Raw genomic sequence first — 17,781 nt, 5'->3', positions numbered from 1 at the left:
CCTTCAATCTCAAAGTCTCTCTCCCATCGAGAGAAGCACGTCAGCCAGGAAAAAGAAAATCAGCGCGTTCGAGACGAAATGAACCATCGAAAACACGAGCCCTGCCGCCAGCACTACGGCAACGGTCCCCATCGACAGGCCGAGTGCGAGATTCGTGAGGACGTCGTAGGCGATGGTCACCAGAAGACCGGCGGAGGCAAGAATGATATTTCGGGCCGTCCGTCCTTTCCAGACGCGTCTCACGCAGGGCGTCGCAGCACCCGCCGCACCCACCATGGCCATGCCCGCTACCTGAGATACCGTCACCAGGGGGACCGCAACGCCCATGGGGTTTGCGATGGAGTAAATGAGCATGGACACCACGCCTACCAGTAGCCCGCCTCGAAGATCAAGCAAACCACCCGCAACGAACACCGTGAGGGTCATAAGTTCGACGTTGGGAACGGCAATGAGCATAAACCCGAGTGCGACGGCGAGACTCGACAGAAGGCCTGCAAGGGCGATCTTCTTGGGGGTCGTCATCCGCCCCACGGAAGTTATCCTTTCGGTAGCTGGAGTCTGCTCGGCGGGCATCGTCTTTTTCGGGCCGGTCAAGTTTGTGCTCCTCGAAACACCAAAAACCAAAAAACCCTCACCAACGACAGGGTGAGGGTCACGCGCCATCAACCTTCCGTCGAAGGTCTCATGCAATTGCGCAAGCAGGTCTCCTGACTCGCGGATCGTCGGAACAAACCGCGCCTTCCCGGGAGAAATTTCCCAGTGGCTTCTTGCGGATTCCTACCCGCTTACAGTGGCGGGGCCGTGCTGGACTTCCACCAGCTTCCCTGTGCAGAACGCACTTTCCTGCGCAAGTCTTACTATGTTCAGCTTCGCTCTCTTCTCCTTCTCACCTTCCTTTCTGCTCTCTCTCAAACCGTATAATAAATCTCCCCGGGGAGTCAATAGGAATTTCGCGCCGCGATAACGGGGTAGATGTACAACAAAGTATGGGCTCTTGGATTCTTGGTTTGCCGGGCGGCGGGAAGCGAGTCCTACGCGGTGGCGGCCGGCTTGACGATCGCCTGTTTCAGGCTTACGAGCACGGAGTAAGGCACTCTCTCCGAGCCGATGCCGGCGTTTGCGGTCCTGAATCCGTGATAATCCGAACCGCCGGTCACGACGAGACCGTATCTCTTGGCCAGCTCCATGTAATATCTGACGGTACCCCTGTCGTGCTTCGGATGCCAGACTTCGATCCCCTTCATGCCGAGCTCGACGAACTCGGGAATCAAGTCGTCCCTTTGAACGGTGCCGGGATGCGCCAGGACCGATATTCCCCCGGCCCTTTCCACTATTCTGAAGGCATCTCCAGGAGAAAGCAGCATCTTGGGAACGTAGGCAGGAGAGCGATGCCCAATGTATCTGCGAAACGCTTCCTCAAAGGTGTCCACGTATCCGCTGTTCAGCAACGCCTCGGCCACGTGGGGCCTTCCGAGCGAGCCGTTGTCTGCGATCTTGAGCACCGACTCGAGTGCGATGTCAACTTCGAGGTCCTTCAGTTTTGCGAGTATCTTCTTGACTCTCTCGAACCGCGCTTTCTTGAAGCGCTCAAGCTCGTTCCTGAACTCCTCGTCGCCGTAGTCAACGAAATACCCCAGGATGTGGATGTCGGACGCGCCGTCGCTCACACTCAGCTCCACTCCGGAGATGACTTCGATTCCGACCCCGGCACCCTTCTCAGTCGCCTCCTTCACACCCGCGACCGAATCGTGGTCAGTCACTGCGATGGCCCTGAGACCTTTCTCCTCCGCAAGGCGGATTACTTCGCCCGGTGACAGCGGGCTGTCCGAGCAGTTGGAGTGAATATGCAGGTCGATGTAGCCAGAATCCGGACTCTTCTTCTGTTTTTCAGAAAGTCTGCTCAATGCCCCTCCTCGACCCTGTTCCGCAGAGCCTCCAGTTTCTTCTTGAGCCCCGGAAACTCCGGATTGAGCGACTCGATCTCAGAGAAGCTCTTCAGCGCTTCCTCCGTCTTTCCCAACGCCTCTAATGATGTGCCAACACTGAAACACAAACCGGGATAGTCAGGATCTTCCCTCGACCTCTGCCTGATGGCTCTGTTGAATGCTTCAAGCGCTTCCTCGTATTCTCCGATCTCGAGATGGCAGAGACCGGACATCTCAAATGCTTTCACCCTGAACTCATCACTCGCCGAGGCCATCCTGAATTCATTCAGCGCCTCTTCGTACAGGCCCATTTCCTTGAAGGTGACTCCCAGGTCATAGTGGCACTGGTAGTCGTCAGGCCCGACCTTGCTCTCCATCTGCGCCTTGAATTGCTTGAGGATCTGACCTATGTTGACGTCCGAGACCTTTGCCCGAGCCTTGTCCTTTACGGTGAGAGATCCGGCAGCAGCCTCGTCAGAAGAAACCGGGAAGGAAGTATCCTTCGCGACCCTCTCCGGCTCACCCGGAGTCCTGCTCGGCTCAGCCAGGGGGTTCGCGCCGTGCTCGAACATTGCCTCAGCAACGGGCTCTCTTCCCCGTGTCCCATCCTTGCCCTCCGGTGCCGAAAGGGTCCCTGCGCCCACGTTGAGCGCCCTTTCGTGGTACTTCACCGCCCCCTCCTCATCACCCCTGTCTCTCAGTACTCTTGAAATGCGGGCAAGTTCCTTTGCCGCATCCTCGTTCCTCTGGCTTTGTTCGTACAGGGAGCAGAGCTTCTCGGAGAGCTCCACGTCCTGCGGACTGGCCTTGCATGCCAATTCGAGTGCGACCGTGGCATTCTCGGCGTCACCCTCTCTCATTTTTATTTCGTAGTACTTGTTGAGATCCTGCAGGGCCTCGGTGGTAAGACCTTCGCGGAGTCTGATCCTGCCGAGCTGCTTGTACATCTCGGAGAGCCCCGGGTCCAGGCGGAGAGCCCTCTTACCTATGGCAGCCGCATTCTTGTAAAGGCCGAGTTTCTCGTACGCATCCACGGCCTTCTGGTACAGAGACACGGCCCCTGTCGTATCCCCCTTCTTGAGGTGCACGTCCCCTGCAAGGACGTAGTCGTAGGGATCGACTTCTTCCAACGTGAGAAGCTTCTCGTACTCCTCAAGGGCCTTGTCATAGTTGCCGCTCGACAGGTATTTCTGGGCTTGAGCCTTGATGGTCGAGACCTTGTTCAAGTTAGGCTCTCCGGTTCGCTGCTCGATGGGTTCAACCTAAGTCTGAAAGTACCCTGCTTTCAACGAGGCCGCTCACTTCCCTGAAAAGCTTTTCCCCCGACTCTCTCAGAGCTTCGGTCTCATGCCGAATAGAGCTCCGCGTTGACTTGTCCTCCACGGAACCCAGGTTTATGAATACGTTGAGCGAGGCTCCGACGAGCGCGGAGTGAGCCATGCAAGCACTGACTCCGGCGTCGCTCACAGAGTTGACGTTGCCTTTCTCGGCGGCGATCTTAGAGTATTCGAGGATCTTCACGCTCTCCCTACAGACTTCCAAAGGCACGTCGATGGCCTTCATCGTGGCCACCCTCAAGGCCTCTCTTCTGGCGGTTTCTTCCGGCCTGACCTTGAGCGCTCGTCTGGACTTCAGTACCTGCTCGAACGCCCGCGAATCCGCTTCCGCAAGCTTCATCAGTTTCTTGCGCGAAGTTTCGCAGACGGTTCCGAGCTGTTTCATCTCTTCCCAGACATCGGCATACCTTTTCTTTCCAACAGTCAGACCACACACCATCGCCGAAAGCGCAGACGAAAGAGCACCCGCGAGGGCGGACACACTCCCTCCTCCCGGTACGGCAGATGGCGCGGCCACTTCTTCCACATACTGAGCCAGGGTAGATTCCGCACTTCCCGTTGCGCCGAGAAGTCGTGTCTCGAGAATCTGATCCCTTTCAAAGCCTTCAAGTCTCAGATGATGCTCGGCGACATCAATCAGTGCGTCCATGGGTATCAGCCCCACTATCTCACTTCCTAATATCGGCACTCCATACCGTTCAGCTTCAGACTTTATTAGAGCAAAGACCCTGTGAATGGGGGTTCCCTTCGTGTTGACCAAATTCATGGAAACCTGGACCAGGCCGATTTCTTTCAGCTCGAAACCAAGGGCTTTGACGTAGCGCAGGCCGCCGTCCGCAAACCTGATCGCTTTCGCTATGTTCCGGGCAATTGAGATGTTCGAGGTGCCCAAGTTGACGTTGAACGCGACGAGGGGCATTCTGGCCCCAACTGCAACTGCGCCAGCGGTTGGATGGATTTGCTCCGGCCCAAAGTCCGGTTTCCTGCAAGCGTCTCTTCCAATAGCCTCTCTCAAACCCTCGAACTCGCCCGACCTGACTTGAGCCAGATTTTCCCTATCAGGCCTGGTGGCTGCGGCTTCATACAGGAAGACGGGTATAGCAAGTTCCTCGCCAATTCGTCGGCCAAGTCTCTTTGCCAGCTCCACGCATTCCGACATCGTCACGTTCATGAGCGGAACAATGGGTATTACATCCGTTGCCCCCATGCGGGGATGCTCACCTTCGTGCTTGTTGAGGTCAATAAGCTCGTGGGCCTTCTTCGCGCCTTTGAAAGCGGCCTCCACGACCGCCTCGGGCTCACCGATGAAACTGATTACTGCCCTGTTGTGGTCGGCGTTCATTTCTTTGTCCAGGAGCTTGACCCCGTCAACCGAACATATCTCCTTTACGATCGCCTCCACGACGCCGGCGTCTTTCCCCTCGCTGAAATTCGGTACGCATTCCACGAGCCTTGCCACTTTTCCTCCTCCTTTACGTGGCGTTTCCTGAGTCGCCACGGCGAACGACTAAGCGTACGGACCCTCGCCCGTTCTCTGTCGCGCCACTATTGCACCCGAACGTACAACCACCCGACCATTCTTTACCACGTGATGCACGTTAGAGACTCCGTAATGATAAGGCAACTCGCGATAGTCTTCCATATCAAGAATCAAGACGTCCGCTTCTTTACTCGTCTCGAGAGAACCACAGTCGCCGCCACGCCCGACTGCAAAGGCTGCATTGATCGTGGAGGCGATGATCGCCTCCGCCGCGGTCATGCGCATCTCGACGCAAGCGAGCGTGATGACGATCTGCATAGATTCCGTCATCGAGCTACCGGGGTTGCAGTCCGTGGCGAGGGCGACCGGAAGACCCCGCTCCATCATTTTCCTGGCCGGCGCGTAGCGCCCCAGACCAAGGCTGAACGAAGTGCCGGGAAGCAACACGGCGATGACACCAGCGTCCTTCAAGGCATCGATGTCGGATTCCTCCGCGCAAAGCAGGTGGTCGGCACTCACTGCGCCTACGCGCGCTGCGACGGCGGAGCCGCCCGATCTTGCGAACTCTTCGGCGTGAATCTTCGGCGCCAGTCCGTGTCGCTTTCCACAGTTGAGAATTCGCTCGGACTGCTCCACGGTGAACACGCCCGTTTCGCAGAACACGTCGCAGAAACGAGCCAGTCTCCTGCGCGAAACCTCAGGTATTAGCTCCTCGGTGATGAGACTAACGTAGGCCTCCTTGTCTCGCTTGAATTCCTCCGGGATTTCGTGAGCCCCGAGGAAGGTCGGAACCACGCCCATTGGGTGTCGCTTGGATAGCCCGTTGATCACTTCGAGCGCCCTTGTTTCATCAGCCGTCGAGAGCCCATAACCGCTTTTGATTTCGACCGTTGTGGTCCCCATTTGAAGCATTTTATCAAGTCGCTTGAGCCCTTCTTCCTCCAGCCTCTGATTCGACGCCGCCCTGAAGGCCCTGACGCTCGAAAGAATGCCGCCTCCCCCAGCGGCAATCTCCAGGTAGGAGAGACCTTGAAGTCTCATTTCGAATTCGTGAGCTCTAGTGCCCGCAAAAATGGCATGAGTGTGACAGTCGACGAACCCGGGGGTCACGACCCTGCCGGCGGCGTCGATGATCTCACCGTGCGGCGAAAGCCCGTTGCCCCTGAGAACGTCCTCCGTCTTGCCGACCTGAGTGATCTTCCCGTCCGCTATCGCCAGGCCCCCGTTCTCGATTATTCCAAGCTCCTCCATTTGCCGGCCGGATCTTGGAGAGCCTTTCGCGTCCGGCCTGAGCGTGAGAAGCTGCAGGGCGTTGACAATCATGACATCGGCGGTCCCTATAGTACTCACTCCTCTCGCATCAAGAGCGCGACTGTCGTTTTCGACGCGCTCATTCCTTTCGCGCCGGAAGCATCGGAACTCTCAGCCCCTTTTCAACCGCAAATTCCATCGCCTCATCATAGCCGGCGTCGGCGTGTCTCGCTACTCCGATCCCGGGATCGTTGGTCAGAACAAGCTCAAGCCTCTTGTCCGCGCTCTCGGTTCCGTCTGCCACGATCACCATGCCGGCGTGGATGGAGTTTCCGATTCCCACTCCCCCGCCATGATGTACCGACACCCAGGACGCGCCTGAAGAGACATTCAGAAGAGCGTTCAGTATCGGCCAGTCAGCTATGGCATCGCTTCCGTCTTTCATTCCTTCGGTTTCCCTGTAAGGAGAGGCAACGGAGCCACTATCCAGGTGATCTCTTCCAATCACTATGGGACACGAGATCTCCCCGCTTCGCACCATCCGATTGATGACTCGGCCGAACCGCGCTCGCTCTCCGTAACCAAGCCAGCAAATGCGCGCAGGCAGACCCTGGAACTTGACGCGCCCGCTGGCCAGGGGAATCCACCTCTTGAGAATCCTGTCGTCTGGAAATTCTTTGAGTATCACGTCGTCGGTCTTGTGGATGTCCTTCGGGTCACCGGATAGGGCCACCCACCTGAACGGACCCTTACCCCTGCAGAATAGTGGCCGCACGTAAGCCTGTACAAACCCGGGATAGGAGAACGCATCCTTTACCCCGGCTTTGAGGGCCTGTGCCCTGAGGTTGTTGCCGTAGTCAAAGAGAACCGAGCCCCCCTGTTTCATCTTGAGCATTGCTTCGACCTGAATGCCCATGGACTCGATCGCTCTCTTCACGTACTCCTCGGGGGCTTTCTTCCTCAACTCGCCCGCCTCTGAAAGGGTCATCGCACCAGGTACGTATCCCTCAAGCGGGTCGTGCGCCGAAGTCTGATCCGTGACGACGTCCGGCACGACCCCCCGTTTGGCGATCTCCGGGTGAATCTCGCAGGCGTTGCCCACAAGTCCCACGGACAGGGCTTTCCGGCTCTTCAAGGCCGACTCACAGAGATTGAGCGCCTCGTCCAGGTCATTCACCGTCATGTCGCAGTAGCCCGCCTTTAGCCTCCTCTCGACCTTGGCGGGGTCAACCTCCACGTCCAGACACACGCCACCGTTCATCGTTACGGCGAGGGGCTGCGCTCCGCTCATTCCACCCATTCCGGCGGTCAGCACCAACTTGCCCTCCAGGTCCGCCCCAAAATGCTGCCTTGCGCATTCGGCAAGCGTTTCGAAGGTCCCCTGGAGTATGCCCTGAGTACCTATGTAAATCCAGCTTCCCGCCGTCATCTGCCCGTACATCGTGAGGCCTTTGGCTTCGAGCTCCCAGAACTTCTCGAGAGTCGCCCAAGCAGGCACAAGCATTGCGTTGGAGATGAGAACGCGCGGCGCCATTTCGTGTGTCTTGAACACGCCTACTGGTTTTCCGGACTGGACAAGGAGAGTCTCGTCGTTCTCGAGCTTCTTTAGCTCGCGCACTATCGCGTCGAAGCACTCCCAATTTCTCGCGGCCTTTCCGCTTGCTCCATAGACCACGAGTTCGTCGGGTTTCTCGGCGACGTCCTTGTCCAAGTTATTCATCAGCATTCGGAGCGCCGCCTCCTGTTGCCATCCCTTACAGGAAATCTCCGGCCCCCTGGGAGCTTTGATCTCTCTATTCATTCCTCTCGACCTCTCTTTCCGGTCTTCTTCTGCGTGTGATTCCTCGGGCGCGTGGATTTCTCTTCTGCCGCCTTGCCGAACCAGGCCGAGATCCTGCCAGGCAGTTCGCTCGTGGCGCACGGCTCTACTACGCCGGGCAGCGACCTGACAAAAACCGAGCCGTAGCTCGATCTTGTAATCCTTGGGTCGAGTATTATCACTGCCCCTCTGTCGGTTTTTCTTCTGATGAGTCTGCCGAAGCCCTGTCGCAATCTGATGACTGCCTCAGGCAGAAAGTACTCTTTGAACGGGTCCCTTCCTTCGGCCAGAAGAGACTCACAACGCGCGAGCACGAGCGGCTCGTCGGGTACGGGAAAGGGAAGCCGAACCACAATAACCATCTCCAGGGCCTCTCCGGGCAGGTCGATTCCTTCCCAGAAGCTGGACGTACCCAGTAGAACGGCCTTTCGCGACGACTTGAATGATTCGATGAGTTGAGAACGCGCACCGTTCAAGCCCTGGCCCAAGACGGAGAAACCCTTCTCTCTCAACGGCTCGGCAATCATCGCGTAGACTTGCCCAAGCATATCGTAGGCGGTGAAGAGCACCAACGCCTTGTAGGGAGCCGCATCCAACAACCTCGTCAGCAGTTCGCTCGTGGAAGACGCAAACTGCTCGTGCCTTGGGTCAACAAAATCGTAGGGCACACTAACCGTCACCTGACGCTTGTAATCGAAGGGCGAATCAATCACTGCACAGCGGGGTTGATAGTCTCCCTCCAGTCCCATCCTGAACATGAAATGATCGAGGCTGCCGGCCACCGCCATCGTTGCAGAGGTAAGCACGAGGGCTCGCAACTGAGAAAACACATGCTCGCGCATCTCGTCCTTCACCCACACCGGACAGGCTTTCAGAGCTAGATCCTCACCGTGCCTCTGTTCCACCCAGTAGACGAACTCGGATCGAGACGCCTCCCACAAGAATACGAGGTTCGAGGTCAGACTCCTCCAACGTTCGCTCGCCCCTGCGATCTCGGCAGCGAGCTCTTCCGTGTCCTTGATGAGCTCCCCGTTCTCTTTGACGCTCGAGAGGAGGCCGTTCAGAAGCTCTTCGACCCTCGAACATGCAAAGGTCATCTCTTGAAAAGCGCCGGGGAGAGAAAGCCTCTCGTCTCCGAAACGAACCGAGTTGCACACGCCCATCGCCTGCATGAGCTCGGAAAGGCGAGAGAATGCTCTCTCGCTCACGCCGGAAAATTCTTCGAGCGTTCTCTCGATTTCCTGAATCTTGGACGAAATCGCGAGTCTCCTCAATTTGGGAAGCCTGCGGCCCAGCTTTCTTCTGACAGACTGAAAAAGCCCGCCGGTCGAGACGAGCCTTCCCACTTCCCTCTTTGCCCGCGCGCCGGTCACTTCGACTCCGAAGTGCTCGGTCGCAACCCTCTCCACGTTGTGCGCTTCGTCCAAGATAATTGTGTCGTGCTCGGGAAGCAGAGTGCGCTCGCAACCAACGTCCGAAAACAGCAACGAATGATTCACTATGACCACGTCGGCCTGCGAGGCTCTTCTCTTGGCTTTTCGCCAGTAGCAGTTGCCGGCTTGTGCACACGCCGAAGAAAGACAGGTCGTAGGATCCGACGCCACCCTTTCCCAGAGAGAAAAGTCTTTCGAGCAACCGATCTCAGCCAGGTCGCCGGAAGGAAAGCCCGAGAGGCTCGACGAGATGGTCTCGACAAAGGCCTCCATCCTCTTGTTCCTGTCGCCTTCCAGGATCTGCCGCCATTTTCTCAGACAGAGATAATTGCCCCTTCCTTTCAATACCGCCGCGGTGAACCCTCTCCCGAGAATCCCGGCAGCTATGGGAACGTCGTTGTTGATCAACTGTTCCTGAAGGTTCTTCGTGTTCGTGGAGATGATTACGGGGGATTGTCTGGAAAGCGACACGGCGACGGAAGGGATGAGGTAACCGAGGGACTTCCCCACACCCGTGGCGGCCTCGATCAGCAGAGACCCGCCGTCCTTCAAAACACCGAGCACCTGACTTGCATACTCACTCTGCTGAGGCCTGATCTCATACTCAGCTATCTCTCTCGAGAGTTTTCCACCAGGCCCAAAGATGTCTTCTATCTCTGGTAGACCAAGGCGCAAGGCCGGGTTCCTTTCGCTCACAGAATTGTGCCATATCAGCGTAGACGTCAACTCTTGTTTCTGAAGACTGGAGAGCTCTTCTTCATCGCGCAGAAATCGGCGCACATCGTGCAGAGATCGGGATTCTTCGGAGGACTGGATGCCCGAACAGCTTTGGCGCGTTCCGGGTCAATGGCGATCGCCAGTTCTTTCTCCCAATCGAGCGCCCGTCTTGCTTCCGACATACTCTTGTCCCAATCAGCGGCACCAGGCACTCCCCTCGCTACGTCTGCAGCATGCGCGGCAATCCTCGATGCGATCACGCCGACTTTCACGTCCTCCACAGAAGGAAGCCTCAGGTGCTCCGACGGCGTCACGTAGCACAGGAAGTCCGCTCCCTTTGCGGCAGCCAGCGCCCCGCCTATTGCTCCAACAATGTGATCGTATCCCGGCGCCACGTCCGTAACGAGGGGGCCGAGAACGTAGAACGGAGCACCGTCGCACGTGCTCTTCTCAAGCACCACGTTTGATTCGATAAGATGGATAGGAACGTGTCCCGGCCCTTCGACTATCACCTGCACCCTGGCCCTACGGGCCCTGCGCACAAGCTCACCTATGACCAGGAGTTCCCCGAACTGGGCGGTATCGTTTGCGTCGGCCAGGCAGCCCGGCCTCATGCCGTCCCCCAGGCTCAGCGTCAGGTCATACTTCCTTGCGATGTCCAGGAGATCGTCGAATCTCGAGTAGAAGGGATTCTCCTCTCCGTTGGCGTGCATCCATTCGAGGAGGAGCGCTCCGCCCCTGCTGACGACGTCGGTAACCCGCGTCGCCTTTCTCGCCATTTCCATGACGGAATGGGTTACCCCGCAGTGGACGGTGACAAAATCCACTCCGTCTCTCGCGTGAAGCTCCACGGCGGCCAGCATCTCGTCTCCGCTCATGTCGGCAAATTTCCTTCCGGAACACTGGGCAAGCACCGCGGCCTCATAGACTGGAACGCTTCCCAGGGGCACGTCACACTTGGAAACTATGGCCGTCCTCACTTCCCTCAAGTCACCGCCGGTGCTCAGGTCCATGACCGCGTCGGCTCCCGCCTCAACGGCGACCTTAAGCTTACAAAGCTCCGTCTGAAGGTCCGATTCGTCCGGTGACGTCCCAATGTTGGCGTTGATCTTGGTTCTTAAGCCTTCCCCTATGCCGCAGGGCTTCTTCAGCTCCTTCCGTCCGTTCTTGGGTATGACGATTCGTCCCGACCGCAGACCCTCGAGGATTCTCTCGACCGGAACCCTCTCGGAGATCGAAGTCATCTCTATTTCAGGGGTCACGCTTCCCTTGAAGGCAGCGTCGATTTGGTTCATCTCCTCACGTCCTTTCACGTTTCCATTCGCACAAACCCACACCACCACACCGCGTACCAAAAACCGACTATACCTCCGAAATTCCGCGAAGTCAAGGAGCGGTAGATTCCATCAGCCCCGGAGCCACCCCTCCGTGCGACACGCCTCCTATTGAGGCTCGTGCCACGGACTAGAATGTTCCTTCGAGCCCCACGTGAATCTTTCCGGAGCCGAGGGACTCGCCCGAAGGAAGGCCGAAGTCTATGCCTGCCAGACCTATTGGCGACGGAACCCTGAGGCCTATGCCGTAGCCGGTGTGAAACCTTGCAGCCGTGGAGAGGGCTTGGGTCGAGGCATACCCGCAATCCAGAAAACCAAACACCCTACCGCCGTCCTCGCCGACGGCAAGACCATATTCGAATTGAACCGAGCCCACTGTCTGGGCAAGAAACTGCCGTTCCGAGTAGCCTCTCAGCGTTCTCTTCCCGCCGAGAGCGAAAAGCTCGTCCTGAGTGGCGAGTTGTCTTCCTTCCAGAATGGCAGAAGCTTTGACGTCCACGAGAGCGATTTGACTGCCCTTGAGCCTCCTCTGGAGGAACACCCTGCCCGTCAGGGTCGAGAAGACTTCCTTCTCAGTTCGGCTTTCTGAGAGATACGCAATCTTCTTTTCCCCTCTGGTTCCCTCCAGCGTGGCAAGAAAAGAGTTCTCCGAGCTCCAGCTCGAGCCTCCCGACAAAAGCTCAATACCTCCGAGCCAGGCAAGTCGGGAAGTCCTGGTTCTGGTTCCCTCCGTGTTGAGACCCTTTTCAAAGTTCGCGCCTATCTCGCCGGAAACCAGCGAGCTCATCGGCACCTTGAGTACGACACCGACAGCCGTGTGCGCGTAGAACGTGTCTCTCACGACCTGCTCGAAGGAGACCGCAGAGGTAAAGGGCAGACCCATGACCCAGGGCTCTGCGTAAGAGAAATGGAAATTTGACACGTTTCCGCCTGTGGCCTCCCACCCTGCCTTCGCACTTCTTCCGGTACGGGCTATGTTGAGCAGCGAGAGCGAGAGCCCTCCCGTCACTTCATTCGTCCGACCTCTGAAACCGACGGCTCCGGAAACCGACGTCGTTTTCTTTTCTCGAACCGGTATTGTGATCCTCACTTTGCTTTCGTCAGTCGCTTCACGAAACGGCTGTCCCTCCTGGGCGGAGATCGCCACCACCGGTTCTCCCACTCCCGTGAAGAGGCCGGTCCTCTTCAAATAGCTCAGGCCACGCCTGAGGTCCTTCTCAGAGTACTCTTCTCCCAACCTGACGCCCAGTGCCCTTCTCAAGGCCTTCGAGTTCAGGGCCCCGGAGTTTTCCAGCGACACATCACCCACGGTACAGAGCGGACCCTCGTCAACCATGAAGACAAAGTCGAGACTGCGGTCATCCAAACTAAAGTCACCGATCTTTGCGGCGGCAAACGGAAAGCCCCGGTCGGCAAGGTGGCCCACGATCCTCTCGAGAGCCGCGTCGAGTAAGCCACCGGTCAGCGTCATTCCCTCTCGCAGCCCGCTCGCGGCAACAAGCTCCGTGGAAGAAAAATGTCTGTTGCCGACGAATCTGAAGGAACCTATCCTCGTCGATTGACCCTCGCGCACGTGAACCACCAGTCTGTTCCCCCCGCTTGTTTTCGAGACCGAGGTGCTTTCGACCGCGGCGTCCAGGTAGCCAATGTCCCTGTACGCTGCGAGGACACGTTGCGAGACTTTCGCACTCATCTCCTGTTCCGAAAGATCTCCCGAGACTGCGCATGAGGAACGAAGCGAGGAACTACTGAGAATCGTGTTCCCGAAGAACACCATCTCCACCGGACTCCTACGTGGCGCGCCCTTGCCGCCTGCCGGAACCCCCGATGCCGCCCGAGGGAGCCCCGCGCTCACTAGCAAGACGAGAATCAGGAGCGCGGCAGACAGAATCAATCCGGTCTTCTCACGCCTCGTTTGCTCGTTCTCACGATCCGGCATAACGTGCTGCGCATTCATCGTTCGCTGTAACTCCCGAATTTCGTACTCCGCCGTCGCTAGAAGTACGCCCTCATTTCGACGCGGCCGTCCGTCACAACATTCTCCGTGCTCTTTCGAGAACTCACGCTTGATGAAATAGTGAGATGTTGCCCGGCAGTGTGATCGACGGAGAAGACGATCTCCACTCTGTTGGGTGAAACAAAGGCTCCCGCGGTCCCGACGGCAAGCACGCCCACGTCTCCGGCGTACGAGGACAGTGTAAGCGCCAGCCTCGCGCGGGTGGACCTGCCGGCTCCGTAGGTGGCGGACGGCGAGAACTTGGAGACCCTCACGTTGCCTCCGGTATCCGCGTCCCTGAGCCCGGAGATCGAGCCGGAGAGCGACAATTCGATTGCCCTCACGGGAAGATATTTCAAATCAAGGCTAGTCTCCGTCCCGACGGCCTCACTCGCAACCGGCGTGCCCCCCTTCAGCAGCACCTCTCTGCCCCTATCACGCCAGAGTTGTTCCAGTTCCACAGTCAGGGCTCGCCCCGCTTCGCCACGCAGCCTCACACCCTGCCTCGACTCCATCGATCTCTCCAACACGTTCTCGTACTGGTGGTACACACTCCTGGACAGCTCGTAGCGGTACCTCAACGCCACCTTCTTCGAGAAAGACGTCATCTCCAGCTCTTCACGGATGAGTCCGTCGCTTCTGATTGCGTCCGGGGACTCGGTGTACATGGGACTGACTAGCAGAGAGAAAGGCCCGGGCGCGCCTCGAAGCGTCCCGGAAGATCTGAAGAGGCTGGAGGACGAAAGGCCCTCCAAGATTCCTTTCAAGGGGGAGTTTTTCTCCATTCCTCGAAACGGCTTCAGCGCAAGAGTGGCGCTCGTTGTGGCGTCCGCGCTCAGCGCCGAAGAAGCAAGGTCGATTATCTCAACGTCGTAGTCGCCTCTCCCCCTGAAGGTACCCGTGCTGTCGTAGCTTCCCCCGTTCTGGCCGACATAGACGATGTTCTTCGTCCTGGACTGCATATTCAGAGTCGTGACAAGATGGTTGATCTCGTAGCTCAACTTGCCGGAGGGCGTGCTCTGCGAAACGAAGAGCTTCCCAAGCTCTGTTCGCACGCTTTCGAGACCGTTGTAGCCGTTCAGGTCGCGAACCGAGTACTCACACGAGGCGCTCACCGATCTCCACCTGTTTATCTCCATTCCCAGTGAATGCGTGATGGCATCGTAGCTTCTCGTGCGGTTCGCCCTGGTGCCCAGATACTCTATCCTGTATCTCTCCTCGATCTTCACGGACAGCGGAGCTCTCCACGCAGAGGAGAGTCCGCCTCCGACCTCTTCTGCCATCACTCCTGTCCCGTCATCGTTTTCTTTGACTTCCGAATAGTAGCTGATGGAAGGAACGACGTTCCAGCCACCGACGCGCGAACCCAGTGATTTTACGGTTCTGCTGGAGCCGACTTCGCTCGAACCCACTGCGTTGCTGGCTGCCTTCTCAATCCGCCCCGAGACCGAGAACTTTCCGGCGCGCTCGAACGAGTAGACGTTTCTACTCGCGTCGATTCCCGAAGTCGAGGAGAGCTCGCCGTGCTGAAAGGCCAGCGTGACGGTTTGCCACGGACTGTAGTTGGTCCTGGCCTCGAGTCTTTTCTCTCCGTGGTTCAAGAGCGAACTGTCGGCAAGCGCCCAGTTCTCGTATTCGAAAGGTGAGTTGATGCTGCCGAACGTACGAAACTCCTCGTCGATCGATCTGAAGTTCCCCTCAAAACTCACGCGACCCAGGGACAAACTGCCGAGCGAAATCCCCCTCGCTCCGCTCTTGAGCGAGATCGTCCCCGCCTTGCCGAGATTGTCGTCGTCACCGATCGAGGAAAAAGTGTTGAGATCGGTTTGGCTCAGCGCAAACTCGCCCTTGAGATCAAAGCCTCCCACTGAAACGTCGGCCCTCATGTCCTCGACCTTCTTGGAAGTGGGTGCAACGAGCCGTCTACCAGGACGGTACCCGGCGTTGCCGAGGCCCGCGTAGGCGTAATAAACCTTGCCGGTCGTGTCCGCCGTCGCGAAGTAGGATCCGTTGTTCTCGCCCACGTCGATGAAACTGACCAGGTAAGAACCGCCGCCTTCGGACACGAACCTGAAGAATTCGGTGCCGGTCGAGTCATCTGAGATCAGCTCGTAGTCCCCATTCCCGCCGCCCACGTAGATTGCGCCTTCGACGGTTCCGTTTGACGGAGCATCTCCCAACTCTTTCAGCATCCTCTCTTCCTCATCAGTCAAGGAACCCGCCTCCAACGCCTTCTGATCTCCTTCGGAAACGACCAAGAACTCCACTCTTCCCAACCCGCCGCTGAGATTGGTGCCCGCTCCGGCAGCGTAGAAATTCTTCTCGTAGTCGCCGGTTGCGTATTCGTATTCCACCGATATTCTGGAGTACCCGGTGATAGGTCTGCGATTTGTGAAGTAGAGTTTCCCTGAGCCGTAGTCAATCCAATAGTCGGCACTCTCTCCCCTTCTTAGACTGACGCCGTCAAGCCATACCTTCTCCGTGCCTGCAATCACAACACACGAAGCGCCGGCGTCCGTCGTCAACTGATACGCGCCCTGCCTCCCCTCCATTCCCAGGAAATCTCTTGTCACCCATTTGCCCTTCAGCGTGCTCCCGGCCAGCACGACGTCCAATCCCTTGACTGTCCCTCTGGCCTGCGCGCCCTCGAGTTTCCGAGAGACGTTTACCAGGGAGGCCCCGTCCAAAACGAAATTGCAGTCTCCGAGTGCCGCCTTGAATTCCTGAGACTGCAATTCGACTCTGATCTCATCAAGTTCGTTTAGTGCCTCCGTTCTCCCTTCGGCTTGTATCGGAAGGTCCCTGTCCGTGAGAACGGCCGTCAGGCTTAGCCCCTTCGAAATCTCGCCTGTCACGTTCATATCAAGTGACTGCCTCAGCGTGGCATCGCGGTTGGAGCCGACCTCCAGCGAAAGCGTCTTTGTCCCTCTCAACCTGAGCCCGCTTGAAGCACTCCTTGTTCCTTCCTCCCTCAGCTCTCTCTGGATGGGGTTCCCTTCCCCGGCAGCCGTCGCAAGAGAAGTCGCCCCTTCTTCACCCAAACGGGCAACGGCGCCGGGCAGACGCAAGCAGTAAGATCCCTTCAAGTAGATGGGAAGGTATCGGTACTCGACTCTTATCTCTGCAACGGGAGGCACGGGCTCGCTCAGAAAGAGCTCACCTTTTCCGCAGTCCAGAAAGTAGGAGTTCCTCGAGAGAGATCTTCCGTCGACGCTGACTCGCTCGCTCCCAACAAAGATGTTTGTGTCCGGGAGCTTGAGGCGCCGGACCTGCGACGGAAATCTGTAGACAGCGATTCTGCTGGACGCGTCAGGAGTGGAGCACGAAACAAGCGACGAGGCCGCGGACGAGCTGTCGCACGAGACGCTGTCAGGCTCTGCGCAGGGCAGAGACGAAACTGCGTCCTCTGAAAGACAACGCACGGGCCGCACGACGAGCACGGCCAAGAGAACGAGAACGGACAGGAAGGGCAGAATTCGTACCTCTCCCCTCTTCGAACGCTCGTTCGCCGCTTCAGGCAGTACATGTGGCCGGAAGCTATCTCTTAGTCTCGAAGGCATGTACGACATCAGCGCCGCCGTCTACTATGTAGACGATTCCTTTCGACGAAGCAGCCACCGCACACGGAGAGACCAACGAGGGCCCATCTGAGCCTGGTATTTCGCACCTGAACGTCCTGTCAGAGTTGAAAACCAACACCCTTTTCCCGAGCCGATCCACGACGTAGAGACTTCCATCAGGCCCAGCGTCCACGTCGACTGGCTCACACAACGCCCTGCCGGAGCAGGTTTCGAGCAGTGCCACGAAATTACCGAGAGTGTCTAGAATCTGTAGCCTTCCATTTCCGCTGTCGCACACAAGAACTTCTCCCCCCCGCGTGCAAGTAATGCCGAGAGGGTCCGCAAAATGTCCTTCGCCGCTGCCAAAACCACCGATCACAGAAATGGGCTCCCAGAACTTCGAGAGGACGATGACGGCGTCGGCTTCCACGTCGGTCAGAAAACCGTATCCAGATTCTGAGAAGGCCAACTTTCTGGGCCCAAAACCTCTACCAGACCCGTCCAGCGTCTCGCCCGAAACACACACCGATATGAAGCGTCCCTCGGGGCCATACTCGAGGACCCTTTCGTTCATGGAATCGACAACGTAGACGGACAGAGAGTTCTCGACGGCGTCGGTAGGGCGATTGAGTTCCGCCCCCTCCGTGCCGAGTCCCCCGAATTCCAGGAGAAAGTGTCCGTATGCGTCGAACTTCTGTATTCTGTTGTTGCCAGTGTCAGCGACCAGGAGATTGCCGAAGGAATCGACTGCAATGGACGACGGCGTTCTGAACTGGCCGAGTGACTGGCCACTGGACCCAAACGAGAATGCGTGCCTGACGTCCGGTGGGCGTCCCGGGGTGGACGCAACGGGCAGCGAACGCTGCATCTCGCTCGCACAAGAGAGAGTAAGCAGAGCACAAAGCAGGACGACAGTCGGTCTCTTCACG

Annotated in this window: 11 protein-coding genes and 1 riboswitch; all 11 genes read right to left on the bottom strand. The window is 57.8% G+C overall.

What is annotated here, in order from left to right:
* Positions 1-9: 9 nt before the first annotated feature.
* Complete coding sequence (locus NTX17_06875; GenBank protein ID MCX5801095.1) at positions 10-594, bottom strand: hypothetical protein; 585 nt, start codon at positions 592-594, stop codon at positions 10-12.
* Between the two features lie 85 nt (positions 595-679).
* Positions 680-858: riboswitch (cobalamin riboswitch) on the bottom strand.
* A 173-nt stretch (positions 859-1,031) separates the two neighbouring features.
* The gene (locus tag NTX17_06870) at positions 1,032-1,904 is read right to left on the bottom strand and encodes a PHP domain-containing protein (GenBank protein MCX5801094.1); all 873 of its coding nucleotides are present in this window, start codon (positions 1,902-1,904) and stop codon (positions 1,032-1,034) included.
* Entirely contained in the window at positions 1,901-3,151 is a 1,251-nt protein-coding gene (locus NTX17_06865; GenBank protein MCX5801093.1) for a tetratricopeptide repeat protein, read from the bottom strand. Before NTX17_06865 ends, NTX17_06870 begins: the two co-directional genes overlap by 4 nt.
* Before the next feature lie 31 nt (positions 3,152-3,182).
* Positions 3,183-4,721: a glutamate formimidoyltransferase gene (gene ftcD, locus NTX17_06860; GenBank protein MCX5801092.1), complete on the bottom strand. Its 1,539-nt coding sequence runs from the start codon at positions 4,719-4,721 to the stop codon at positions 3,183-3,185.
* A gap of 48 nt (positions 4,722-4,769) precedes the next feature.
* Complete coding sequence (gene hutI / locus NTX17_06855) at positions 4,770-6,092, bottom strand: imidazolonepropionase (GenBank protein MCX5801091.1); 1,323 nt, start codon at positions 6,090-6,092, stop codon at positions 4,770-4,772.
* Between the two features lie 40 nt (positions 6,093-6,132).
* Positions 6,133-7,794 (bottom strand): urocanate hydratase, encoded by a 1,662-nt coding sequence (hutU, locus tag NTX17_06850; protein ID MCX5801090.1) that lies wholly within the window; start codon positions 7,792-7,794, stop codon positions 6,133-6,135.
* A complete protein-coding gene (locus NTX17_06845) occupies positions 7,791-9,920 on the bottom strand; it encodes a hypothetical protein (GenBank protein MCX5801089.1) in 2,130 nt (709 codons plus the stop codon). The genes hutU and NTX17_06845 overlap by 4 nt, the downstream gene beginning before the upstream one ends.
* A 47-nt stretch (positions 9,921-9,967) precedes the next feature.
* Positions 9,968-11,257 carry a phosphomethylpyrimidine synthase ThiC gene (gene thiC, locus NTX17_06840; GenBank protein MCX5801088.1) on the bottom strand — a complete coding sequence of 430 codons (1,290 nt, stop codon included), beginning with the start codon at positions 11,255-11,257 and terminating at the stop codon, positions 9,968-9,970.
* Positions 11,258-11,426: 169 nt separating this feature from the next.
* A complete protein-coding gene (locus NTX17_06835) occupies positions 11,427-13,253 on the bottom strand; it encodes a BamA/TamA family outer membrane protein (protein ID MCX5801087.1) in 1,827 nt (608 codons plus the stop codon).
* A gap of 38 nt (positions 13,254-13,291) precedes the next feature.
* The gene (locus NTX17_06830) at positions 13,292-16,852 is read right to left on the bottom strand and encodes a hypothetical protein (GenBank protein ID MCX5801086.1); all 3,561 of its coding nucleotides are present in this window, start codon (positions 16,850-16,852) and stop codon (positions 13,292-13,294) included.
* Complete coding sequence (locus NTX17_06825) at positions 16,830-17,780, bottom strand: NHL repeat-containing protein (protein ID MCX5801085.1); 951 nt, start codon at positions 17,778-17,780, stop codon at positions 16,830-16,832. The genes NTX17_06830 and NTX17_06825 overlap by 23 nt, the downstream gene beginning before the upstream one ends.
* Between the last annotated feature and the right edge of the window lies 1 nt (position 17,781).

Source organism: Candidatus Eisenbacteria bacterium (assembly GCA_026388185.1).
Classification (GTDB): Bacteria; Eisenbacteria; RBG-16-71-46; order JAFGJU01; family JAFGJU01; genus JAPLKG01.
Note: the sequence above shows the minus strand (reverse complement) of the source record. Positions and strands in the feature narration are given on the sequence as shown.

Bases quoted from the DNA above. Each gene is read 5' to 3' on its own strand.
- NTX17_06830 (MCX5801086.1), bottom strand. From the start codon at position 16,852: ATGCCTTCGAGACTAAGAGATAGCTTCCGGCCACATGTACTGCCTGAA.
- NTX17_06835 (MCX5801087.1), bottom strand. From the start codon at position 13,253: ATGAATGCGCAGCACGTTATGCCGGATCGTGAGAACGAGCAAACGAGG.
- hutU (MCX5801090.1), bottom strand. From the start codon at position 7,794: ATGAATAGAGAGATCAAAGCTCCCAGGGGGCCGGAGATTTCCTGTAAG.
- thiC (MCX5801088.1), bottom strand. From the start codon at position 11,257: ATGAACCAAATCGACGCTGCCTTCAAGGGAAGCGTGACCCCTGAAATA.